At 45.7% G+C, this 24,047-nt stretch carries 23 protein-coding genes; 20 read left to right on the top strand and 3 right to left on the bottom strand.

Annotated features, from left to right (window positions below; translation table 11 throughout):
• Genes map through infA form a run of 3 tightly spaced genes read left to right on the top strand, consistent with a single transcriptional unit; the run spans nt 1 to nt 1,341 of the window.
• Complete coding sequence (gene map / locus ACTO17_RS09410) at nt 1-771, top strand: type I methionyl aminopeptidase (protein WP_482557768.1); 771 nt, start codon at nt 1-3, stop codon at nt 769-771.
• Between the two features lie 60 nt (nt 772-831).
• The gene (locus tag ACTO17_RS09405; protein WP_482557767.1) at nt 832-1,107 is read left to right on the top strand and encodes a KOW domain-containing RNA-binding protein; all 276 of its coding nucleotides are present in this window, start codon (nt 832-834) and stop codon (nt 1,105-1,107) included.
• Between the two features lie 15 nt (nt 1,108-1,122).
• Nucleotides 1,123-1,341 (top strand): translation initiation factor IF-1, encoded by a 219-nt coding sequence (gene infA, locus ACTO17_RS09400; RefSeq protein WP_016303566.1) that lies wholly within the window; start codon nt 1,123-1,125, stop codon nt 1,339-1,341.
• A gap of 276 nt (nt 1,342-1,617) precedes the next feature.
• Here infA and ACTO17_RS09395 read toward each other — a convergent pair whose 3' ends face one another.
• The gene (locus ACTO17_RS09395) at nt 1,618-3,414 is read right to left on the bottom strand and encodes a polysaccharide deacetylase family protein (protein WP_482557766.1); all 1,797 of its coding nucleotides are present in this window, start codon (nt 3,412-3,414) and stop codon (nt 1,618-1,620) included.
• Nucleotides 3,415-3,572: 158 nt separating this feature from the next.
• Nucleotides 3,573-4,157, bottom strand: coding sequence for a tyrosine-type recombinase/integrase (locus ACTO17_RS09390; protein WP_482557765.1), 585 nt, complete (start codon nt 4,155-4,157; stop codon nt 3,573-3,575).
• Nucleotides 4,158-4,289: 132 nt separating this feature from the next.
• Between ACTO17_RS09390 and ACTO17_RS09385 the strand changes: the two genes are divergently transcribed.
• The 17 genes from ACTO17_RS09385 (at nt 4,290) to dmpG (ending at nt 23,108) form a co-directional block, all read left to right on the top strand.
• Entirely contained in the window at nt 4,290-6,398 is a 2,109-nt protein-coding gene (locus tag ACTO17_RS09385; protein ID WP_482557764.1) for a hypothetical protein, read from the top strand.
• Between the two features lie 84 nt (nt 6,399-6,482).
• Complete coding sequence (locus tag ACTO17_RS09380; protein ID WP_482557763.1) at nt 6,483-7,874, top strand: MBOAT family O-acyltransferase; 1,392 nt, start codon at nt 6,483-6,485, stop codon at nt 7,872-7,874.
• A gap of 92 nt (nt 7,875-7,966) precedes the next feature.
• A complete protein-coding gene (locus ACTO17_RS09375; protein ID WP_482557762.1) occupies nt 7,967-9,352 on the top strand; it encodes an alginate O-acetyltransferase AlgX-related protein in 1,386 nt (461 codons plus the stop codon).
• 5 nt (nt 9,353-9,357) lie between these two features.
• On the top strand, nt 9,358-10,305 hold the full coding sequence (locus ACTO17_RS09370) for a ubiquitin-like domain-containing protein (protein ID WP_482557761.1): 948 nt from the start codon (nt 9,358-9,360) through the stop codon (nt 10,303-10,305).
• A 41-nt stretch (nt 10,306-10,346) separates the two neighbouring features.
• On the top strand, nt 10,347-11,840 hold the full coding sequence (locus tag ACTO17_RS09365) for a fibronectin type III domain-containing protein (protein ID WP_482557760.1): 1,494 nt from the start codon (nt 10,347-10,349) through the stop codon (nt 11,838-11,840).
• A gap of 22 nt (nt 11,841-11,862) precedes the next feature.
• Nucleotides 11,863-14,142 (top strand): leucine-rich repeat protein, encoded by a 2,280-nt coding sequence (locus tag ACTO17_RS09360; RefSeq protein ID WP_482557759.1) that lies wholly within the window; start codon nt 11,863-11,865, stop codon nt 14,140-14,142.
• A 226-nt stretch (nt 14,143-14,368) separates the two neighbouring features.
• Nucleotides 14,369-14,482, top strand: a complete 114-nt coding sequence (gene rpmJ, locus ACTO17_RS09355; protein WP_003497809.1) for a 50S ribosomal protein L36 — start codon at nt 14,369-14,371, stop codon at nt 14,480-14,482.
• 362 nt (nt 14,483-14,844) lie between these two features.
• On the top strand, nt 14,845-15,213 hold the full coding sequence (gene rpsM / locus ACTO17_RS09350; protein ID WP_172535467.1) for a 30S ribosomal protein S13: 369 nt from the start codon (nt 14,845-14,847) through the stop codon (nt 15,211-15,213).
• 128 nt (nt 15,214-15,341) lie between these two features.
• Nucleotides 15,342-15,737: a 30S ribosomal protein S11 gene (gene rpsK, locus ACTO17_RS09345; RefSeq protein WP_135989544.1), complete on the top strand. Its 396-nt coding sequence runs from the start codon at nt 15,342-15,344 to the stop codon at nt 15,735-15,737.
• A gap of 19 nt (nt 15,738-15,756) precedes the next feature.
• Nucleotides 15,757-16,350, top strand: coding sequence for a 30S ribosomal protein S4 (rpsD, locus tag ACTO17_RS09340; RefSeq protein ID WP_172535468.1), 594 nt, complete (start codon nt 15,757-15,759; stop codon nt 16,348-16,350).
• Nucleotides 16,351-16,391: 41 nt separating this feature from the next.
• The gene (locus tag ACTO17_RS09335; RefSeq protein WP_172535469.1) at nt 16,392-17,351 is read left to right on the top strand and encodes a DNA-directed RNA polymerase subunit alpha; all 960 of its coding nucleotides are present in this window, start codon (nt 16,392-16,394) and stop codon (nt 17,349-17,351) included.
• A 141-nt stretch (nt 17,352-17,492) separates the two neighbouring features.
• Nucleotides 17,493-18,029: a bL17 family ribosomal protein gene (locus tag ACTO17_RS09330; protein WP_482557758.1), complete on the top strand. Its 537-nt coding sequence runs from the start codon at nt 17,493-17,495 to the stop codon at nt 18,027-18,029.
• A gap of 126 nt (nt 18,030-18,155) precedes the next feature.
• Nucleotides 18,156-19,010 carry a hypothetical protein gene (locus ACTO17_RS09325; protein WP_482557757.1) on the top strand — a complete coding sequence of 285 codons (855 nt, stop codon included), beginning with the start codon at nt 18,156-18,158 and terminating at the stop codon, nt 19,008-19,010.
• A gap of 170 nt (nt 19,011-19,180) precedes the next feature.
• Complete coding sequence (locus ACTO17_RS09320; RefSeq protein WP_482557756.1) at nt 19,181-19,951, top strand: IclR family transcriptional regulator; 771 nt, start codon at nt 19,181-19,183, stop codon at nt 19,949-19,951.
• A gap of 257 nt (nt 19,952-20,208) precedes the next feature.
• The gene (gene pfkB / locus ACTO17_RS09315) at nt 20,209-21,138 is read left to right on the top strand and encodes a 1-phosphofructokinase (protein ID WP_482557755.1); all 930 of its coding nucleotides are present in this window, start codon (nt 20,209-20,211) and stop codon (nt 21,136-21,138) included.
• Nucleotides 21,139-21,180: 42 nt separating this feature from the next.
• Nucleotides 21,181-22,047, top strand: a complete 867-nt coding sequence (locus ACTO17_RS09310; RefSeq protein WP_172535614.1) for an acetaldehyde dehydrogenase (acetylating) — start codon at nt 21,181-21,183, stop codon at nt 22,045-22,047.
• A gap of 59 nt (nt 22,048-22,106) precedes the next feature.
• Nucleotides 22,107-23,108, top strand: coding sequence for a 4-hydroxy-2-oxovalerate aldolase (gene dmpG / locus ACTO17_RS09305; RefSeq protein ID WP_482557754.1), 1,002 nt, complete (start codon nt 22,107-22,109; stop codon nt 23,106-23,108).
• 68 nt (nt 23,109-23,176) lie between these two features.
• Here the strand turns inward: dmpG and ACTO17_RS09300 are convergent, their stop codons facing one another.
• On the bottom strand, nt 23,177-24,031 hold the full coding sequence (locus ACTO17_RS09300; protein WP_482557753.1) for a helix-turn-helix transcriptional regulator: 855 nt from the start codon (nt 24,029-24,031) through the stop codon (nt 23,177-23,179).
• Nucleotides 24,032-24,047: the final 16 nt, after the last annotated feature.

Raw genomic sequence — 24,047 nt, 5'->3', positions numbered from 1 at the left:
ATGTCAGTATCAATTAAATCTGCCAGAGAAATCGAATTAATGCGGGCAGCAGGAAAAATTCTGGAGAAAGTTCATGAAAATCTGGAAAAGGAACTGAAACCCGGAATGTCCACGTTGGATATTGACCGTCTGGGAGAAGAAATTATCAAAAGTTATGGGTGCATCCCTTCCTTTAAAAATTATAACGGATATCCGGCTTCCGTATGTGTTTCAGTCAATGATGAGGTGGTGCACGGCATTCCCACCAAAAAGCGGCTGATTCAGGAAGGAGACATTGTAAGCCTGGATATCGGCGTCATTTATAAGGGATATCATTCGGATGCAGCAAGAACCCATGGAATCGGAGAGATTTCCCAGGAGGCCGCATTGTTGATAGAAAGAACCAGGCAGAGTTTTTTTGAAGGCATTAAATATGCGAAAGAAGGAAATCATCTACATCAGATTTCAAATGCAATTGCCGCTTATGCAGAGAGTTTCGGATACGGCGTCGTGCGGGATTTGGTTGGGCACGGAGTTGGAAGCAATCTGCATGAAGATCCGCAGATACCGAATTTCACTCAGAAGAGCAGAGGAATCCGGCTGAAGGCAGGCATGACATTGGCAATAGAACCTATGATTAATGCAGGGCGTTACGATGTAGTGTGGGAGGAGGATAACTGGACTGTGGTGACCCAGGACGGCTCCTTATCCGCTCATTACGAAAATACGATTTTGGTGACATCCGGGGAACCGGAAATTTTAACCCTTTCCGCTGAAAGCAGCTTCCGGTAATCAGAGAAAGCAGGAAACAGGCATCAAAACGGAAACAGGCAGAATGAAGGAAACAGTCATATGGAGATAAAATTAGCAATTTCCAGATCGGGCCATGACAAAGACAGTATTTATGTAATTGTAAAAGAAGAAGCCAATATGGTTTATCTGGCGGATGGAAATTTAAAGCCATTGGAAAAGCCAAAAAAAAAGAACAGAAAACATATTCAGATAATAAAAAAGCTTCCGAAAGAAATTACAGAAGTCTTTACGCAGGAGAATTTTCGGAATGAAGAAATCAAACGGGCCGTTAAGCTTTATCAGAAAAGTATTAGGGATGCCCGGCAGCTATCATAATCAGGAGGAAACAAGATGTCAAAAGCAGACGTAATCGAAGTAGAAGGAAAAGTGGTTGAAAAATTACCAAACGCCATGTTCCAGGTGGAATTGGAAAACGGCCACCAGATTCTGGCACATATCAGCGGCAAGCTGAGGATGAATTTCATCCGTATTCTGCCGGGAGATAAAGTGACAGTTGAGATGTCTCCGTATGATTTAACCAAAGGAAGAATCATCTGGAGAGATAAATAAACGATTGCGAATAAAATAGAATTGGAAAAGGGACTGTCGGGAGACGAAAATTTTTCACAATATATCGTATGATTTCTTTGAAGCGATATAATATTGTGCAAATTTTACATTCCGGCAGTCCCTTGTTCTGTTAAAATATTACGCCGGCAGTTAAATATCGCAGCAGATGGAGGTTTGGGCAAGTAAAATACTGTGATATTTAACCGCCGGCGTAATATAATCCATATTGCAGGCTATGCCGCTGCCAGCAGCAAAGATTCAGCGCCAGAAGATTTTCTATCGGAAGGTCCGGTAAACTCCTCCGGCAGCCATACCGCCTCTGCAGTCAGCAAGCTCGCTGACCGTAATCAGCTGATATCCCCGTCTCACCAGCTCCGGTATAATCACGGAAGAAGCAGCCGCGGTCTGCTGATACAGATCGTGCATCAGTACAATATCTCCGTCGCTGACAGACTCAAGCACTGCCGCCTGTGTCCGGGCAGCATTCCGGGTCCGCCAGTCCAGAGTATCAATGGACCAGAGAATCAGTGGCATACCTACGCTTCCCTCTACGGTTCCGTTGTGGGCTCCTCCAGGAGGGCGCATGACAACAGGAGAAATGCCGGTGATGGCTTTGACGGCGTCATTGGTCATGTTTATCTGGCTTTGAATTTCAGATATGCTGATTTTGGTAAGCGTTTTGTGGCTGTAAGTGTGATTGCCGATTTCACAGTGCAGCTCGCATGCCCGTCTTAAAATATCAGGATAACTGTTTACCCGTTGGCCTACCACGAAAAAAGTTGCGGCGCTGCCATGCTGTTCCAGTATATCCAGAATGGCTGAGGTATACTGGGAAGGCCCGTCGTCATAAGTTAAAGCAACCATGGGCTTGTTCAAATCAATCTGCCTGACTATAACCCCTTCTCCATTGTAATAACACATAAAATGAGAATCCCTGACGCGGCAGCTGGTGATTCTGTTTCCGTCTGCTGTGTAGGAAAGAAGTTGGCCGTGGATTTCTTTTTCCACCCGCCCCTTTGAGGTGACGTAAATCAGCTTGCCGGATATAGTTTGATAAAGTCCGGGAGAACTCATTTTTACTCCGTCAGGGCCAAAGAAATATTTCTTTTTATGGATGCTTCGGATGTCATTTTTGATCAAAGTTTTGCTGTTTTTCCCCAGATCATAGAATTTGCAGGAGGAGATATTGTACAGGTGGGTGCATTTGCCGGAGCCGTTAAAATAATATCTCTGTTTGTTTACAGTTTTCCATACTTTTTTCTGTTTCTGCCATGCATCTTTGGAATAGCTGTATTGATAAAATTTCCAGTAACCGCTCTTTTTTTCCATTTTGCAGGTGACAAAACCATTTTTCCCGATTTGTACATAGAGAGAGCCGGAACTTTTCTGCCATCCCTTTTTGGCAGTCCGCACTCCTTTGGAGTTAAAATAATAGAGTTTTCCATCAGAAAGCCGGCCGATTTCTTTTTTCATGACGGTCATTTTGTCCTTCTTGAGCTTCTTGCACTGTTTAGAGGCCGGATCATAAATTCTTGTGCATTTGCCGGATTTGCTGAAATAATAATATTTTCCCAGTACGTTTTTCCACACATCTTTCTGGAGCTGGAAGGATACAGTTTCAGAATCATAGTCGTAATAACGCCAGATATTGCCGGATTTGGACATTTTGGCGGTGACAGCGCCTTGCTTGTCAATTAGATAGCGTTCAGCGGGAGAAAGTTTTTTCCATCCCGGTTCTGTGACAGGCGTTCCGTCTATGTACAGCAGATAATGGCCGTTTTGTAAAACCAGACCGTTTTCAGTCTCCGGCTGCGGTGCGGGAAGTTCTTCGCCGGCAGAGGAATTTATCTCCTTCGGAATTTCCTGAACAGGAACGGAATCTTCTGGCGGATACAGGGCTGTACTTTCTTCGAAAGGAAGCGTTTCCTCTGTCTGCTCCCATACCTGGGTCATTGGACGCACAGTGTCCAGTTCTGCGGCGCTGGCTTTTGCGGGCAGGAACATACAGAACATGAAAAGCAGAAATAAAAATCTTGTGTTGCTGCTTCGTTTTTTCTTCTGAGTAAAACTCATGATGTCATCTCCTTGTTAAAACTCGTTTGAATAAAATTAATTGGGTAAAGTAAAAAATGTAACCTTATATTGACAAAGGTTACATTTAGACCATATGGTATATATCGGCAGAATTTGTAAAAATTTTATAGATATTGTAAATTTTCTTGAAAAAGCAGTTAAAGATTGAGCTGACAAAAAACATGATCTTTATCCTCCTGGTCAATACATAAGTAACGTTTGGTAATCTGGTAAGAAGAATGATTAAAAATGGCCATCAGAAGGGCCGGAGGAGTTCCGTTTTTCCAGGCATGATAACCGAATGTTTTCCGCAGGGAATGGCAGCTGATATGCTCCGTCAGGTGGGCATGGTCTGCGGCCTCTTTTATAATGCGGTAAGCCTGCTGCCGGCTGATAGGGGCGGATTTGTTCTTCTGGCCGGAAAACAGGTAGAGGTTTTCACTGGCAGGCTGCCGGCTTTGCCTGAAAGCGTCCAGGGCGGCAATGGCAGTATGGTTCAGCGCTATCATGGTTTCTTTGCGCGTTTTCTGTTCCGTTAAAAGTAAATGGGAACGGTACTGATTTCTTTCAAAATCATATACCATCCCCCATTTGATTTTTAAAATATCCCCGATGCGCAGCGCAGTATTCAGTCCCAGAGTAATCAAAGTGTAGTTGCGCAGGTTCGGGTGTTCGGTCAGATAATATTCTTTCAGTTCTGTTAATTGGCGGGTTTCCCGGATTGGCTGTGTCTTACTCATCATTCATTTCCTCCTTTGTACATGTATAGTTCTGATTCTAAATTTAAAGCTGTAGTACCAGATAAAATCATGATTCAAAATGTAACCTTTGTCAATAAAAGGTTACATTTCACAATTAAATGGGAGGAAAAACTTATGGAGAAAAAGAAAATTGCAGTCCGTCTCTGCGCATTTTCACTGGCTGCAAGCCTGTTTGCCGCTGATGTGATGCCTGCATTTGGGGCGGCAGAGCCGAAGCAGCCGGCGGACAAAGTACAGACTGCAGGATCAGAACAACCGGCAGATAAGCCACAGACTGCGGAGCCGGAGCAGCCAGCAGACGAAATACAGACTGCCGAGCCGAAGCAGCCGTCAGATAAACCGCAGCCAGCAGAACCAGAACAGCCGTCAGACGAAATACAGCCAGCAGAACCAGAGCAACCGTCAGACAAACCGCCAGTTGATGAAGCAGATGCAGAAGCGGAGAATCTTCAGCCGGAACAATCCGACAGTACCGCAGAAGAGACCGAAATGTTGGAGGAGACCAGTGAAGGGCCGGAGTTTTTTTCTGTTCCACAACCGGGAGAAGTTTCAGAAACAACGCCGGATGCACCGGAGGAAAAAGACGGTCTGATTTATGTAAACGGCGTGGTTTACAGCGGGTATTATCTGGACAGCGCCGGACTTTTCTGTCTGGTGTCCAACGGAACAGCAGAACCATTCTGCGGAACGGTCAGGGAAGGGACAGAATATTACAGCAGCGCAGACCAGAAAATGATAAAACTTGCCAAACAGACGGTATATGTGGAAGGAAAAACGTATACAGGATACTATCTGGACAACGGTGTCTTTTATCTGGTATCTGACGGTGCGGCAGCGCCGGTTTTCGGAACCGTGAAGGCAGGAACAGAGTATTACAGCAGCGCAGACCAGAAAACGCTGAAGCTGAACAGCCAGACAGTATATGTGGAAGGAAAGGCCTATACGGGATATTATCTGGAAAATAATATTTTATACCTGGTATCCAACGGAACGGCAGAAGTAAAAAGCGGAACCCTGAACAAAGGAACGAAATATTACAGTTTCGCAGAACAGGGCATGATTGCATTGCCGGATCAGACAGTATTTGTACAGGGAAAAATTTATACCGGGTATTATTTGGACAGCAGAAAGAAGATGTATAAGGTAAAACAGGGAATACGCACCCTGCACACCGGAACGCTGAAGGCGAAGGCCAAATACTACAGTTATAATGAGGCCAAAACAAAAAAACTGTCTAAAAAGACGCTGTATGTCAAGGGAAAAGTTTATACGGGCTATTACCTGAACAGCAAAAAGAAGCTGTATAAGGCCAAACAGGGAACCTGCACTCTGCACACCGGAACGGTAAAAGCAGGCGCAAAATATTTTAATTATAATACAGGCAAGAAAAAGAAGCTGTCGAAGGATACTTTGTATGTGAAAGGAAAAGTTTATACCGGGTACTTTTTAGACGGCAAAAAGAAGCTGTATTATGTAAAAAAGGGAACGCGTGTCTTACAGACGGGAATTGTGAATGCCGGTACAAAATACTATAACTATCAGGCGAAAAAGACAGGAAAGCTGTCAAAGGATACGTTATATGTGAAGGGAAAAGTTTATTCCGGTTATTATCTGGACGCCGGAACGATAATGTACAGCGTCAGTGACGGCACATGCACTCCGGTGAGTGCGGCCCTGAATGCGGGAACCCGTTATTACAGTTTCAATGAGGGCAAAATGCTGGCCCTTTCGAACACAACCGTATACATAAACGGAAAAGCAATGGAAGGAATGAGCCCGGAATCTCTGGCAACCCTTCAGAGGGCCCAGGCTGTGGTAGCCAGTATCACAAATGACGGTATGACCAGGGAAGAAAAACTGAGAGTCTGCTTTGATTACGTGAAAGCGGCTTATCCTGAAATCAAGCCCAGAATCCCTCATTACCTGGGAATGGACTGGCCGGTGATTTATGCCAATGATATGTTTATAAACGGAGCGGGAAATTGCTGCAGTTATGCGGCTGCTTTTGCGTATATGGCAAAGGCCATTGGATATGAAGAAGTGTATTGCTGCAACAGCGGCGGTCATGGCTGGGCTGAGATTGACGGGCTGGTTTATGATCCGGAGTGGAGCAAGTGGCATCATGTATACAATTATTTTGCACTCAGCTATGACACCCCCACAGATCAGGGCTACAAAGGCGCCATTGGAGCAGGAAAACCCTGGATGCGTGTAAAAATCTGATTGTGGAGCGGCTGCAGCGACGGCTTTAGTTCCATTCCTTTTTAAAGCTCATAAGTTCGCTGCAGCGGCAGCAAAGGAGAAAAAATGGTTTTCAGTTCATTGGTATTTTTATGCATATTTTTTCCGGTGGTATTTTGCCTGCACAGCGCAGTCCCTTCTATAAAAATAAAAAATATCCTTCTGGTTCTGGCCAGTCTGATTTTTTATGCCTTTGGAGAACCGGTCTATGTGATTTTAATGGTCATAAGCGCTTTTCTCAATTATCTGTGTGCATTATTTATGGGAAAAGCCGGCCGGAACGCATTGCTGATTGGGGCGGTGGGAATTAACATCGGGATCTTATGCGTATTTAAGTATACCGGATTTATCATAACAACAATGAATGGCGTACCGGGAGTCAGAATAAACGATCCTCAGATAAGCCTGCCTGTGGGAATTTCTTTTTTTACATTTCAGGCATTGTCTTATGTCATTGACGTTTACCGGGGACAGGTGGAGGTTCAGAGGAATTTCGGCAAAGTGCTTTTGTACATCTCTTTCTTTCCCCAGCTGATTGCGGGGCCCATTGTAAAGTACAGAGATATTGCCCTGGAAATTGACAGCCGCAGCGTGAATCCCCGGGAGGCGGCCCTTGGCCTGAGACGTTTTATCTGCGGCCTGGCGAAAAAGATTTTGATTGCCAATACTATGGCGGTAACTGCGGATCAGGTATTTCGGCAGGGGATAGATTCTCTGAATATCATAAGCGCGTGGCTTGGGGCCATTGCCTATACCATGCAGATTTATTTTGACTTCAGCGGATACAGTGACATGGCAATCGGTCTGGGGCGGATGTTCGGATTCCATTTCAGAGAAAACTTTGCGCATCCCTACGGTTCCCTTACCATTAAAGAGTTCTGGCGGCGCTGGCATATCTCCCTGTCCTCCTGGTTTAAAGAATACGTCTATATTCCCCTTGGCGGCAGCCGGAAAGGGAAAGTGCAGACAGGGCTGAATAAAATGATTGTATTTTTCTTAACCGGGCTCTGGCACGGAGCCAACTGGACGTTTGTGGTATGGGGGCTGTTCCATGGGGCCTTCAGCTTTTTCGAAGAATATGTTCCGTCATTGAAAAAGCTGCCTTCTGCCTTGCTGCATGGTTACACCATGTTGACAGTAACCGTGGGATTTGTGATTTTCCGGGCAGATACCCTGGGCTACGGGCTTCTCTTCATTGGAAAAATGTTTACAGGATTTGAATGTTCGGCAGCCTCCATGTCTTTGGTCTGGCAGCAGCTTACGCCCTATTTTCTTGTCATGTTATCGGCAGCCGTAATCGGATGCGCGCCTGTCTGCCGGGTATTACCTGTCTTTTCGGATACGAAGAAACATACAGTGCAGCTGATTTTGTATCTGGCAGCTTTTGCATTGCTTTTGTGGTGTATCCTCAGGCTGTCAGGAGGTTCTTATAATCCGTTTATCTATTTCAGATTTTAATCCGGCGGCGGTACTGCCGGGATGCTTTATTCATAAACGGGGCGGCGTTTCGGCAAACCGGCGGCCGAAGGTTTATCAAGAGGAGAACAGGTATGAAAAAATATTGGATATTTATAATCGCCTGCCTGGGGGCCTGTCTGGTGCCCTTTGCGGGAATGGCGGTGCATCCTACAACTGTCACCACGGAAAATAAGGCAATGGCTGAGTTTCCGAAGTTAAAGACAGAGGAGGGAGCCTGGAACCTGGATTATTTTCAGGAATTTGAGGCTTATTTCCAGGAGCATTTTGCATTCCGCAATGAATTGATTTATGCGGACGCAAAGATTCAGACTTCTTTGTTTGGGGTTTCTAATGTGGATACGGTCATCTATGGGACAGAGGGCTGGCTTTACTACACTTCAACACTGGAGGATTATCTGGGAACAGGCAGGATGTCTGACCGGGAGATTTATAACCTGGCCCATAACATTTCTCTGGTCTGGCAGTATGTGGAAGAGAAAGGGAGTGATTTTCTCCTGACGGTTCCGCCCAATAAAAATACCCTGTATGGCGGGAACATGCCCTATTATGATTCCCATATTGCAGATAAAACGCACAATGTGGATTTGCTGGAGCCTAAGCTGCAGGAACTGGGGGTTCCTTATGCGGATTTGCTGAAGCTGTTTCGGCAGGAAGATGAGACGCTGTATTTAAAGCGTGACTCCCACTGGAACCAAAAAGGCGCCCTGATGGCTTACCGGTGCATAATGGACGGACTGGGATATGCCTATGAGGATTATAAGGAGGCTCCCGTTACCCGGGCCAAAGATGAAAACGGGGATTTGGACCGGATGCTTTATACCTTTTACGGGGAAAAGGAATTAAATTATCATTATGGGATTGAACAAAAGCATTCCTATGCCAATGATGCAGAAAGCGTGGAGGACGTATGGATTGAAACAGAAGGCCAGACCGGCAGCGGCACATTGCTGATGTTTCGGGATTCTTTTGGAAATACGCTGATTCCTCTGCTGGCGGATCAGTTTGAAAAGGCATGGTTTACAAAAGAGGTGCCCTATGGACTGGAAAGCCTGATGGAGCAGTATCATCCGGACACAGTGGTGTTGGAAAAGGTGGAGCGGAATCTGTCGGAATATCTCACCATGCCGCCGATTATTTCCTCTCCGAAAACGGAACGGCCCCAGGCCGCCGAAACCATAGAATCGGATACCACCATATCGCTGAAAGCCCTGGAGTATGATTTTAACTATTATAAAATCAGCGGAAAAGTGACAGACGGGCTGTTAAAGGAGGAAACGGATATTCTGGTCTGCATAAACGGAGATTGCCGCAGGGCGTATCACACAAAAGAGAATGGGTATGAGGTTTACATCAAAAAGAATGAAATAGATACCTGGCCGGCAGAGATTCAAGTGCTGACAGCAGATCAGGGGAGCAGCAAAAGGGTTCAGACCAGGCAGCTGGAGAAAGGAGAATAATTGTCATGAGAATGGGAAAGAAAATTATGCTGCTTGCTGTGGCAGCAGTTTTTTTACTGGGGCTGTGCGCCTGCAAAAAAGCAGAAGTGCAGATTGAGGACGGCGGCATTGTTACAGAGCTGGAGGTTTCCACCCCGTCTACAGTGGAAGAGATTCTGAAGGACGCAGAAATTACATGGAAGGAAGGAGATGAAATCAGCCCCGCACTGGATACAAAGATAACAGAAGCCGGGAAAATTGTGATTTCCAGAAAGAATACCGTAAAGCTGACGGCGGATGGAGCCACCAGAGAAGTAGTGATGATGGGCGGAACCATCGGCGACCTTCTGGAGCAGGAAGGAATTACTCTGGGAGAAAAGCAGCATGTCAATTATGAACTGGATGAATACATCAAAGATGGGATGGAAGTGAAAATCTCTTATTCCTACAGTATAGAGGTGGTGTGCGACGGAGAAACCTACGCCCGGGAAACAGAGGCGGGGAAGGTTGGCGACGTATTGGAAGAACTGAAAATCACATTGGGAAAAGACGACCGCGTCACCCCCGCAGTCACAGAGGCAGTGACAGAGGGCATGAAAATTGTGGTAAACCGGGTGACCTTTGATACGGTTGTGGAAACGGAAACCATCGAGTATGAAACTGTCTATGAGGACGACAGCTCCATGGCAAAAGGGCAGGAGGAAGTCAGTACAAACGGCGAAAACGGAGAAAAACAGGTTACCTATCAGGTTACCTATGTGGACGGAACAGAGGAATCCAGGGAAACGGCAGAGGAAACAGTTACGAAGGAGCCGGTGAATAAAGTTGTCAGGGTGGGAACCCAGGAAGAATCCTCCGGCGATTCCGGAAGATCCGTAGTGTCTAAAAAGGCATTTTATGACTGCAACGGTTCCGGCCATGGGTATTATGAAATTACTTATTCGGACGGCAGTGTGGAGTATGAGGAATTTTAAGGGGATCAAGGTGTGGCTGTAAGAAAGGAACGGGTGATTTTATGAAAAGACAATGGAGAAACAGCATGGTAATGCTGGCAGCAATGGCATTTATGTTGGGAGCATTTTTCCTGCAGGGACAGGAACGGATGGTATATGCGGCAGGGCCGGATGCCGGGGGAACCATGGCGGAAGCAATGGAAATACAGGTGAATAAAACATATTCTGAAGTGCTCGACACGGAAGATGATGTAGATTATTTTAAGTTTACCTCCACAGCTCATGGATATTTTCAAGTGCAGCTTGCCCATAACAGTGCAAACGACACAAGTGAAGGCGGCTGGGAGGTAAATGTGCTGAATGAGAAAGGAGAAGCGCTGACTACGGGCTATGGGATTACAAAGACCTGGACCAGTATTGTGCTTCCCTATGCAGATCCGGGAAGGATATTTTATATCCGGGTTGAGAAATATTACAGTTCAGCAGTTAACAGCGTTTATGATTTGACTGTTACGCAGACCGCTTCCGCAGACTGGGAGTCAGAGTCAAATGAAACGATGGCGGAGGCCAGCGCCATATCAGTAAACCATACGTATCATGGAATTACAGAAAGTAAGTATGACACAGACTTTTTCCGGTTTCAAACAAGCGCCCAGGGATATTTCCAGGTGCAGCTTGCACATAATGAGACAAATATCTCAAATCGGGGAGGATGGTATATTAATGTTTTGGATGAAACAGGAAGGGCGCTGACTTCAGGAACAGGGATAACAAAGACCTGGACCAGTGTGATTCTGCCCTATGCGAAGCCGGGCAGAGTATTCTATATTCAGATAGGAAAATATTACAGCGATGCGGTAAAGTCTGTCTATGATTTGAAGGTGGTTCAGAAAGCGGCGGCAAACTGGGAATCGGAACCCAATGGAACGGCGAAAGCAGCCACTTCCATTAAATCGGGCAAAACGTATCACGGCATTACCGGAGCAAAAGGAGATGAAGATTTTTATAAATTAAATATACCGGCATCCGGAAAAATCAGCGTGAAACTTTCCTCTTCAGACACAAACCAGATAAGCGACGTGGGTTCCGGATGGGAGGTTGTTGTCTATGACAGGAAATTAAATACAGTTGCCGGGTTAAATGGAATTGCAGCAGAAAAAGCCTTCAGCCTGGATGTAAAGAAAGGGATTTATTATATTAAAGTCAAAGGAACTTATGACAGTTCAGCGGTATTCTGCAGGTATGCTCTGTCAGCGAATTTTGTAAAGGCTCCTGCAAAGCCCAAGATTTCTTCTGTGAAAGCGGGAAAAAGAACTGCAACTGTAAAGTGGAAAAAAATTCAGGGTGTAAACGGCTATTATGTATACCGCAGCGCATTCAAAAAGAGCGGCTACAAAAAAGTGAAAACGTTAAAAAGCGCTTCTGCTGTATCTTATACCAATAAAAAGTTAAAGTCAGGCAGAACGTATTACTACAGAATTGCCGCCTATAAAAAAGGAAAGGGAATGACTGTGATATCACCCTATTCTGCAGTGAAATCAGTGAAAGTGAAGTAAATGTGAAAGGACGGGAAGAAGAATGAAAAATGGCAGGAAACGATTGGCGGGATTTCTGGCTCTGCTGCTTCTGATGGCAAGTATGCCTTTGAACAGCATAAAAGCCCGCGCAGGGGACTGGATGGAATCAGAGGAATGGATGTATATTCTGGATGAAGTACACGGCATTGAGGGCGAGGAATGCGTAGAGCTCAAAAAGTATACAGGAGAGGATACAGATATAATCATTCCTGCAGAGATTGAGGGGAAGAAGGTTACAAGCATCAATCTGTTTTCTTCTATTGGCTACAATGTGGAACGTGTGACAATTCCGGACAATGTGAGATATATCGGAAGAATGACATTTGGCTCCTGCACCAGTTTAACAAGCCTGGCAATCGGAAGCGGAGTAACAACCATTGAGAGTGACGGGTTTGGCTTATTCCGCGGATGCAGCAGTTTGGAGAGTGTTACGGTTGACGAAAATAATACAGTATTTGACAGCAGGGAAGACTGCAATGCGATTATCAGGACAGAAACCAATGAACTTTTTGCAGGCTGCAAAGGCACACAAGTGCCGGACAGTGTGGTCAGCATCGGAGCATCGGCATTCTGGGGCTGCAGCGGGTTGGAGAGCGTAGTATTGCCTGATAATATGGAAAGCATTGGGAAATTTGCCTTTGAAGGCTGCAGCGGATTGACAGAACTGATCATTCCGGACAGTGTAACAAGTATCGGAAGCCGCGCGTTTACCAATTGCGCAAATTTAACAAGCGTGTCTGTAGGAAAAGGGATAACCAGCCTTGAAACTTATGTATTTTATGGCTGCAAAAAATTGCAGGAACTAACGATTCCAAACAGCGTAACAAATATAGGGGCCTATGCATTTTCCAATTGCAGCAGCCTCAAAAACTTAACAATTCCAGACAGTGTGGCCAATATTGATGAAGCGGCATTCCACTATTGTATCGGCCTGGAAAGTATCACAGTTGACAGTAATAATGAAGCATATGACAGCAGAAATAACTGCAATGCCATTATATCGAAAGACAGCGGTATTCTTATAGCCGGCTGCAGCAATACGAAAATGCCGGAGCATGTAACAGCCATTGGTGAGTACGCATTTTCCGGCTGCAGCGGATTAACGGAATTGGAGCTGCCCGGCAGTTTGAAGGAAATCAAATACTGCGCATTTGTCGGCTGCAGCGGATTAACGGAACTAAAGCTGCCTGACAGTTTGGAGGAAATCGGAGAGCAAGCGTTTTACAACTGCAGCGGGTTAACAGAAATAATCATTCCAAACAGCGTAACAAACATAGGGGCCTATGCATTTTACAATTGCAGCAGCATGAAGAGCGTGACAATACCTGGCAGTGTAACAAGTATCGGCAGCAAGGCTTTTGGACTTTCTGATGGAGTAAAAATTTCTGATTTTGTGATTTATGGCACAGATGAGAACTCAGCGGCAGCCGATTATGCAAAAGAACATGACTTTTTGTTCCGCCTTGTTTCAGACAACCAGCCGCCGGATTCTTCCCAGGATGATTCCCTCCAGGATGACCCGGCAAAGGAGGATATTTCCAAGTCTGAGGTCACATTAGAGAAAAACAGTTGCATTTATGACGGAAAAGCCAAAACTCCGGCTGTCACAGTCCGATTAAACGGAAAAACGCTTACTCTGAATACAGATTATACAGTTTCATACAGCAATAATGTCAATATAGGAACGGCAAAAGCAGTTGTTACCGGCAAAGGGAATTATACCGGCAGCAAAACAGTAAATTTTACAATTATAAAAGCCGAAGAACAGCAGGATATGTCTGTCACCTGTACAAAAAAACTGTATAAAGTTACTTACGGCGCGAAGCCTTTCCAAATCCGGGCTTCCTCGTCAGGTAAGCTGGCCTTTGCCAGCTCCAGGCCGAAAATTGCCGCAGTGGACAGAAACACCGGAAAGGTGACAGTTAAAAACACCGGAATTGCAGTGATAACGGTCAGGACAGACAAAGATCTTGTCAGGGTAACAGTCAAAGTAAGCCCTAAAAAGCCGGCAATCAAATCTGTTAAGGCGGCAAAGGGAAAGAAACTGGCAGTGAAATGGGCAAAAGATAAAAGAGCCTCCGGATATCAGATTCAGGTAAGCACTGCCAAGAATTTTAAGAAAAGCATGAAATCCCAGAAAACTTCCAAGGCTTCGTACACATTTAAAAAGCTGAAGGCCGGGAAGAAATACTACGTAAGGCTCCGCAGCTATAAAAAAGTCGGTAAAGAGACACTGTATGGCCCGTGGAGCAAGGTGAAACAAAGCAGCAAAATAAAATAGAACAGAATGTCAGAATTTTCAGTATCCGGTGAGAGGCATATGGCAGAGCAGCCGACCTGTCACCGGAGTGAAAATTTCAGTACAAAAAATTTCGTTATTCCCTTGATTTTTCTAAAATCAGATGATATAATAACTCGTGAACGCTTTTGGAGCGAGTTGTTTTTGTGTACAAAAACAAGAGGCAGGTTCAATGAAACTGTACAGACAGCAGAAAGGAGGAATTGCTGTGAAGGTAAGATCATCCGTAAAACCTATTTGTGAGAAATGCAAGATTATAAAGAGAAAAGGAAGCATCCGGGTTATCTGTGAGAATCCAAAACATAAACAGAGACAGGGATAATGAGGCGCATGGATCGGGCGCAGGTTTTGCCGGGTATTTGCCGGGCAGAACTTCCTTTTTGAAAAAACATTTTATTTATGTGCGGCTGTAGTGAAACACCAGGGACGGTTGTTCCCGAATCATGTTTTACTGTTCATAATAAACAGCAGGTGCGGCTGTTTCCGGGTTTTTTGATACCGAGGGAATCCGGAAGAACGTGCAGAACCAAATAGTAAGCAGAGAACAAAGATATACACTCATTTCAGGACGAGCAACCGTAGCTGTATATGTTTGTTTTTCGTGTGTAAGGCAGATTTTGTTGCAGGTTTGCCTGAACTATTGCAGTTATCAATAAGAAAATATTATGGAGGTGTACGACATACATGGCTCGTATCGCAGGTGTAGATTTACCAAGAGAAAAACGTGTGGAAATAGGATTGACTTATATTTACGGAATCGGAAGAACCAGTTCTAACCGCATTCTGGCAGAAGCCAAAGTGAATCCGGATACCCGTGTCAGAGATTTGACAGATGAAGAAGTAAAGAGAATCAGTGAAGTGATTGACGCTTCCCAGATGGTGGAAGGTGATTTGAGAAGAGAAATCGCTTTGAATATCAAGAGATTGCAGGAAATCGGATGCTATCGCGGAATCCGTCACAGAAAAGGACTTCCGGTTCGCGGTCAGAAAACAAAGACCAATGCAAGAACCAGAAAAGGTCCTAAGAGAACTGTTGCGAATAAGAAGAAATAAGCAGTTGCCGCTTAGCAGAAATAGGCGGGAAAGAGCGGCCTGAAGCGTCAGGGATGTTTGCAGGTTTGCCGGATATCACCGCCCCGGAACAAGTAAATAAATTATTCAGAAAGTAGGTTAGTTTAGATATGGCGAAAAACACTGGAAAAAAAGTGACAAAAAAGCGCGTAAAGAAAAACGTTGAACGTGGACAGGCGCACATTCAGTCATCTTTTAACAATACAATTGTAACAATTACAGATGCTGAAGGAAATGCTTTATCATGGGCAAGTGCAGGCGGTCTTGGCTTTAGAGGTTCAAGGAAATCTACTCCGTATGCCGCACAGATGGCAGCAGAAACAGCGACAAAAGCAGCTCTGATACATGGGTTGAAAACAGTAGACGTTATGGTTAAGGGTCCGGGTTCCGGAAGAGAAGCGGCAATCCGTGCGCTTCAGGCATGCGGCCTTGAGGTAACCAGCATCAAAGATGTTACTCCGGTGCCTCACAATGGATGTCGTCCGCCCAAACGTAGAAGAGTCTGATTAGGAGGTATAAAATAAGATGGCAGTAAATAGAGTTCCCGTTCTTAAGAGATGCAGATCTCTTGGTTTAGATCCAATTTATTTAGGAATAGATAAGAAGTCCAACAGACAGTTGAAGAGAGCAAACAGAAAAGTTTCTGAATACGGACTTCAGTTGAGAGAAAAACAGAAAGCGAAATTCATCTACGGAGTACTGGAAAAACCATTCCATAACTACTACCTGAAAGCTGACAGGATGAAAGGCATGACCGGTGAGAACCTGATGACCATTCTGGAAAGCAGACTGGATAACGTAGTATTCCGTTTAGGCCTGGCAAGAACCAGAAAAGAAGCAAGGCAGATTGTTGATCACAAGCATGTAATGGTAAACGGCAAACAGGTCAATATTCCTTCCTATCTGGTAAAAGCCGGAGATACAATCGAAATCAAAGAAAAATGCAAAGGTTCCCAGAGATACAAAGACATCCTTGAAGTTACAGCCGGAAGACTGGTTCCGGAATGGCTGGAGGCAGATCAGGAAAACCTGAAGGGTACTGTAAAAGAATTACCGAACAGAGAAGTAATTGACGTTCCGGTAAACGAAATGCTTATCGTCGAGTTATATTCTAAATAATCATTAACAAGCAACGATACCCGAAAAGGAGGGACTTTGTAGTGTTCGATTTTGAAAAACCAAAAATTGAAATTTCCAAAATTTCAGAAGACAAAAAGTACGGCCGATTTGTTGTAGAACCACTGGAAAGAGGCTATGGTACTACACTTGGCAATTCTTTAAGAAGAATTATGCTTTCTTCGTTGCCAGGCGCAGCAGTCAGCCAGGTAAAAATCGAAAGTGTTTTGCATGAGTTCAGTTCTATTCCCGGCGTAAAGGAAGATGTAACTGAGATTATTATGAACATCAAGAATCTGGCATTAAAAAACACCAGCCCAACAAACGAGTCTAAAGTTGCTTACATTGAATTTGAAGGTGAAGGCGTAGTTACAGCAGCCGATATCCAGGTTGATCCTGATATTCAGGTATTGAATCCGGATTTGGTAATCGCCCATTTGAACGGCGGCGCAGATTCCAGATTGTATATGGAACTGACCATTACCAAAGGCAGAGGCTACGTAAGTGCTGATAAGAACAAGAGTGAAGATGTGCCCATCGGCGTGATTGCGGTAGATTCCATTTATACGCCGGTAGAACGTGTGAATCTTACCATTGAGAATACCCGTGTGGGACAAATCACAGATTACGATAAGCTTACCCTTGACGTATATACAAACGGTACACTGGAACCGGACGAGGCAGTAAGTCTGGCAGCAAAAGTTTTAAGCGAGCATTTGAATCTGTTCATTGACTTATCTGAGAATGCAAGAACTGCAGAAGTCATGATAGAAAAAGAAGACAATGCAAAGGAAAAAGTTCTTGAAATGAATATTGATGAACTGGAGTTGTCCGTTCGTTCTTATAACTGCCTGAAACGGGCAGGAATTAATACCGTGGAAGAGTTAACAAACAGAACACCGGAAGATATGATGAAAGTTCGTAATCTCGGACGTAAGTCTTTAGAAGAAGTGTTAGCGAAGTTAAAAGAATTAGGCCTGCAGCTGAATCCCGGAGAGGAATAAAATCCCTGAGGGGTGCAGCAGAATCAGCAGTCTGGTTCAAATACAGGGTTTGTAAGACCAAAAGGCGAAACCCTGCAAATCACATGTTCGGTAAATAAGACCAAAAGGCATTGCCGGATATTAAAATGGAGGACGATTAAAATGGCTAAATATAGAAAATTAGGCAGAACCTCTGATCAGAGAAAAGCTTTGATCAGAAACCAGGTAACAGCGCTGTTATACCATGGCAAAATTGTTACTACTGAAGCAAAAGCAAAAGAAATCCGCAAAGTGGCAGAAGGCTTGATTGCCATGGCAGTTCGGGAAAAAGATAACTTTGAAGAGGTTACAGTAACCGCCAAAGTGCCCCGTAAAGACAAAGACGGCAAGAGAGTGAAAGAAGTAGTAGACGGTAAGAAAGTTACTGTATACGACGAAGTAGAGAAGAAAATCAAAAAAGACCTTCCTTCCCGTTTGCATGCAAGAAGGCAGATGAACAAGGTATTATACTCTGTAACATCTGTTCCCGCTGAAAACGCAGGAAAGAAGAAAAACACCAAGAAAGTTGACGTTGCAACCAAGATATTTGACGAAATTGCTCCAAAATATGTAGGCCGTAACGGTGGATACACCAGAATCGTGAAAATTGGTCAGCGTAAAGGTGACGGCGCTTTAGAGGTTCTTCTGGAATTAGTATAGAATCGGAAAATAAGAATGTACGATAGGCCGCTGGAAAGAGTATTTGAAATGTATTCTTTCCAGCGGTTTATTTTTTGGAAAAAAGTGACGATGTTATATAAAAGTGATTTCAGGGAGGGAAGAGCTATGAAGGTGACATCGTACAGCGCCGGCGGCGTGGCGTCGGGAAGCATGCAGGGAAGCATATCAACCGACAGTGCAAAAAGATACGGAGGAATTCCGAAGAAGGACAATAAGAATAAAGTAAAAAAGAAAAACGTCAACTACAATCCCAGGGAGATCCGCTCCGCGCTGACCCGGGCAAAAAGATCCCAGAGCGCAGGCCAGGTGCTGGCCCAGGCCAAGGGAAAACTTGCCAATCTGCTCAAGGCCAAGGGAACCGGGCAATTTAAGGAATCGGAGCTTGCCGCTGCGATTATTCATGCCAAACGGATGGTTCGCTGCGCTCAGATGAAAACCCAGAATTTAAAGCAGGAAGAGCAGCTTCAGAAAAGACATGCCGCAGAAGCAAAGGCGGAAGAACAGCAGCAGAAAAATGATATCAAGCTTCGGGTCAAACGGAAAGAGCAGAACTTAAAGCAGAAAGCCAGAAATGAAAAATCCCAGAAGGTTCAAAAGCAGAAACGTCAGCAGATGGAACTGATGCAGAGGCGCCGGATGCACCGGAATATAGAGCATGGCAAAATGGAAGAAGCGGATTTGGAATATAAGAAGAATATGAGCAATGCAGACAATTCGGACGGTACAGAATTTGAACGGGCATATATTCCCATGGACGGCGTGGAAGTGCAGTTAAGCGAGGACGGCATAGAACTGACAGAAGCCCAGATTGAGGCCCAGATTGAGCAGCAGGTACAGATGATGATCGCAGCGGAACTGGCAGGAGGCGGAATGCCGGATCTTTCAGCTCCGGCGGCGGAGCTGGGAGGCGCAGATTTAGGCGGCGGAGATATTCCGGCGGCAGATATTGCAGTGGGATAACGGTGAGCAGGATAGTCTACAAGCGGAATTTACGGCAGGATAGAGCAGGATAGCGGTGGGCTGCAGCAGCATACTCTGCAAGCGGAGCATACGATAGCAGTGCGACTGCAGCAAGATACTCTGTCAGTAAATAGCAGCAGAACGGAAGAAAGAAGAAAAGGTGGAAATTTATGGGTCAGGGAGTTACAATTCAGTCTGTAGAACGTGCATTTCGTATTCTGGAATGCTTTGCCGGAAGCATCTCGGAACTGGGAATTACAGACATTTCCCGGCAGATGGGCCTTGGAAAAAGCACGATTTACGGACTGGTGAATACTCTGGTGCAGGAAGGGTATCTGGAGCAGAATCCGGAAAATAAATGTTACCGTTTGGGGCTGAAACTCTTTGAAATGGGCTGTATTGTCCAGGAGCGGATGGACATTCGGGAACTTGCAAAACCCTATTTGAAGGAGCTGTCCGCCTGTTTTAAAATGACAGTGCATATGGGGCTGTACAAGGATTATGAAGTAGTTTATATCGACAAAGTGGATGCGCCGGACACCAGAATTGTTTATTCCCAGGTGGGGAAACGGGCGCCTATGTACTGTACCGGAATTGGCAAGGCAGTTCTGGCAGAATTAGAGCAGAGGGAAATTGAATTTTTACTGGAAGGGCAGAAGCGGGAACCCCTGACGCCCCATACCCTTACCGCAAAAGACGACATCCTCAGAGAATTGGAAGGAATCCGTCAGAGAGGGTATGCGATAGATAATGAGGAAGTGGAGCTTGGGCTGAAATGTGTGGCTTCTGCCATTTATGATTATCAGGGAAAGCCTGCAGCGGCAATCAGTATCTCCAGTTCTGCAGTCAGAATGACTGAGGAGCAGATCAGGGAGGCTTCCTGCAGACTGAAAAAGGCGGCGGAAGATATTTCCAGGAAACTGGGATATCGTGGAAGCTGAAAATCACGAAAATCTCTTGAAAAGTTTCGCTTTTTATATTATAATCAAAATTACGAACATGATTCAATAATATTGAACGATAAATCTGTGAGAAGATGGGGATGCCGCATGGAGAAATTCTGTACCAGATATAGAAGATTCATTCGCCAGGTATATCTATCCCTGGTGTCTGTGATCTTTCATACGGCAATCCCAAATTAATAATCAAAAATCAGAACATCGTTCGGTATTATAGAACAATCAGGAAAGGAGGAACTATGATTCTGACGGTAACGTTAAATGCTGCAATTGACAAACGGTATCAGGTGAAAAAACTGCGGCTGGGTGAGGTAAACCGTGTTTTGGAATGTCAATGCAGCGCAGGGGGAAAGGGGCTGAATGTGGCCAGGGTTGCCGTACTTGCAGGAGAACAGGCAACGGCTTTTGGGTTTGCAGGCGGGCATACCGGAGCGTTATTGGAGGAGCTTGCCGGCAGGGACGGAATTACTGCCGGCTTTGTGCATGTTGGCGGCGAAAGCCGGATCTGCCTTAATATTGCGGAGGAGGAAACTGGCCTGCAGACGGAAATACTGGAAGGCGGTCTGGAGATTTCCGATGAAGAAATCAGTCAGATGGAACGCGGATATCGGGAACTTCTGAGAGACGCCGAAGCGGTGGTGATATCCGGAAGCCTGCCCCGGGGCATGGAGGCAGATGTGTATGTGAGAATGATACAGGAAGCAAAACGGGCGTCTGTTCCGGTATTGTTAGACACCAGCGGGCCTGCATTGCAGGAATGTGTCAGGGCAGCGCCTGTACTGATTAAGCCCAATCAGGATGAAATCAGACAGTTGACAGGTAAGGAGGAGCTTTCCAGGGAGGAGCTTTTTCTGGCGGCGGAGCGGCTTGGAAAACAGGGAATTTCTTATGTTGTGATTTCACTTGGTCAGGAAGGGGCGGTTATGGCTGTAGCTTCGGGCATTTATCAGGCAGCCGTGCCCAAAATAGAAACAATTAATACCGTAGGCTGCGGAGATTCCATGATGGCCGGATTTGCAATCGGCATAAAAAATCATTGGGAACCGCCAAAGATTCTCCGCTATGCCAGCGCTCTGGCAGCGGCAAATGCCAGACAGGAGAGAACCGGATATTTTGCCCAAAAAGACTTTGAAGAGCTTTATGCAGACATTCTGGTGCAGAAACAGTAAATACAGACAAGAAATCTTTAAAAATGCAGAACGGAGGAAATTATGGAGAAAGTAAAAGCGGCGATTATCGGGCCGGGGAATATAGGATCTGATTTGATGTATAAAATTATGCGAAGCAGATATCTGGAAATGTCCTGTATGGTGGGCATTGTGGAATCCGAGGGAATCCGGCGGGCAAAAAAGCTGGGATTTGAGACAACCACAGAGGGAGTGGAGGCAATTCTTGAGAAGGATGAAATTCAGATTGTCTTTGACGCCACAGGAGCAAAAGCCCATGCATTCCACGCCCCGCTGCTGAGAAAGGCAGGAAAAATTGCCATCGACATGACGCCGGCGGCCGTAGGCCCCTATGTGGTGCCCTGCGTGAACCTGGAACGTCTTTCCGATGAAATGAATTTCAATATGGTAACCTGCGGCGGGCAGGCCACAGTACCGATTGCCTATGCCATCAACCAGGCGGCGGACAGTCAGTATACAGAAATCATTTCCTGCATTTCTTCCAAAAGCGCAGGGCCGGGAACCCGGGCGAATATTGATGAATTTACAGAAACCACTGCCAGGGCTCTGGAAACAGTGGGCGGGGCGGATAAAGGGAAAGCCATTATTATTTTAAATCCGGCAGAACCGCCTCTGATGATGACAAATACCATTCATTCACTGGTGAAAAACCCGGACAGAGAGAAAATTACCGCCTCAGTCAGCCAGATGGTAGAAAAGGTGCAAAGCTATGTGCCGGGATACAAATTGCGGACGCCGCCCATTATAAAAGGCAGTCAGGTGACGGTAATTGTGGAAGTGGAGGGAGCCGGAGATTTTCTGCCGAAATATTCCGGCAATCTGGATATTATCAACGCTGCGGCAATTGAAGTTGCTGAAAAAATTGCAAGGGAACGGCTGCTGAAGGGCTGATATATGGAGAATTGATGATAAGAAGATAAAAAAATCACAGATATAAGGAGGAAAACAGCATGAAAGATAGAATCAGGCTCATAGACACTACCCTTAGGGACGGCAGTCATGCCATGAGCCACAGTTTTACCAGAGAACAGGTGAGAAATATAGCTGCAGGATTGGATGAGGCAGGCGTTGCGATCATAGAAATCAGCCATGGAGACGGTATTGCAGGCTCCTCCATCAATTATGGTTTTTCCGAGACACCAGATATGGAGCTGATAGAAGAAGCGGCGTCTGTTATCAAACGTGCCAGACTGGGCGCTTTGCTGATTCCGGGCATAGGCACCATTGCAGATATGAAGGAAGCGTATCACAGAGGCGTCCGGGCAGTGCGGATTGCCACCCATGTGACAGAGGCGGATGTGTCACTGCAGCACATCAAAGCCGCAAAAAGCATGGGCATGTTTACGGCGGGATTTCTGATGATGGTGCACATGGCCAAACCGGAGCAGATCTTAGAGCAGGCCAGGCTGTTTGAGGATGCCGGAGCGGATTATGTGAATCTGGCGGATTCGGCCGGATATCTGCTGCCGGATGATGTGAGAAGAAGGGTCAGCCTTCTGACAGAAAAGCTGAGTATTCCAGTGGGATTTCATGCCCATAATAATCTGGGAATGGCAGCGGCCAATTCTCTGGCGGCTGTGGAGGAAGGGGCTTCCTATATCGACGGCACCTGCCGGGGACTGGGCGCGGGAGCCGGCAACTGCCAGATTGAAGTTTTTACTGCGCTGCTTGAGCGGATGGAATGTCAGACAGGAGTAAATCTGGAAAAACTTCTGCAGACGGCGGAGGAGCAAGTGGAGCCCATAATGTTGCGGCCCCAAACCATTGACACGGATGCTCTGATGCTGGGATATGCCGGCGTGTATTCCAGTTTTCTGCTTCATGCCAGACGTGCGGCGGAGCAGTTCGGACTGAAAACAGGAGATATTTTGAAAGAACTGGGCAGGCGGGGCATGGTAGGCGGCCAGGAGGACATGATTGTGGATGTGGCCTATCAGCTTTCTAAGTCCTGAGCTGCTTTAGCCCGGGAATGAAAGCGGAGGTTTTTAACTTAGAAGAGGTTCCGTTTATGCGGCGGCTTTTAATCCGAAGATTTTCTGTTTATGCGGCGGCTTTTCCGGTAGGCGCCGGGAGTCATGCCAGTATGTTCTTTGAAAACCCGGTTAAAATGCGGAATGTAATTGTAGCCGCAGGCCACGGCAATGTCAATGATCAATTCCTCCGTATCTTCCAAAAGAACCATGGCATTTTGGATGCGGACCTGATTGATGTAATGGGAAAGAGGGATGCCGGTTTCCTCCTTAAAGACCCGGCTTAAATAACTGGGATTTGCAAATACAGAAGCAGCAATATCAGAAAGAGACAGAGATTCAGAGTAATTCTGGCGAATCAGGTATTTGACCTGTTCCGTCAGAATACTGCGGGAGAAAAATTCCCGGGAATCCTGTCTCTTTTCTGGTTTTAAAATCGCCAGAGTGCGGGAAAAATATAAGAGCATGGCATGGAGCGTCTGGCGGTAAATGGTCAGGGAATCCTTTTGCATGGACAGGCACAGTTTTTGATAGGAACGCATGGCGTCCATTTGCTCCGGTAACAGTTTAAGATGACAAAAGGAAACCTCTTCGGAAAAAAGCTCCCGGATGGCAGTATCCTGAAAATCCCTGCCCAAAAGAGCGTTCACGTCCGTCAGGGAAAAAGAAAGCAGGGAGATTTGGCAGGAGAGCTCCGGGGAAAGGACAGCCGTATTGGGCGCTTCTCTGGTATATAGCAGAAAACAATGGCCGGCTTCAAATTCGGAAATAATTCCCTGATGATGAAAGCTGCCGCATCCGGAGCAGACTAAGGCCAGAAGGGCCTGTTTCGGTTTGGGAGCGAGCGGAAAGGAACTTGTGTATTCCGTATATTCAGTAAAAGAACGGTCCGTGGTATAAGACATGGCAAACTCCTTGGCT

Source organism: Petralouisia sp. (assembly GCF_056822245.1).
Note: the sequence above shows the minus strand (reverse complement) of the source record. Positions and strands in the feature narration are given on the sequence as shown.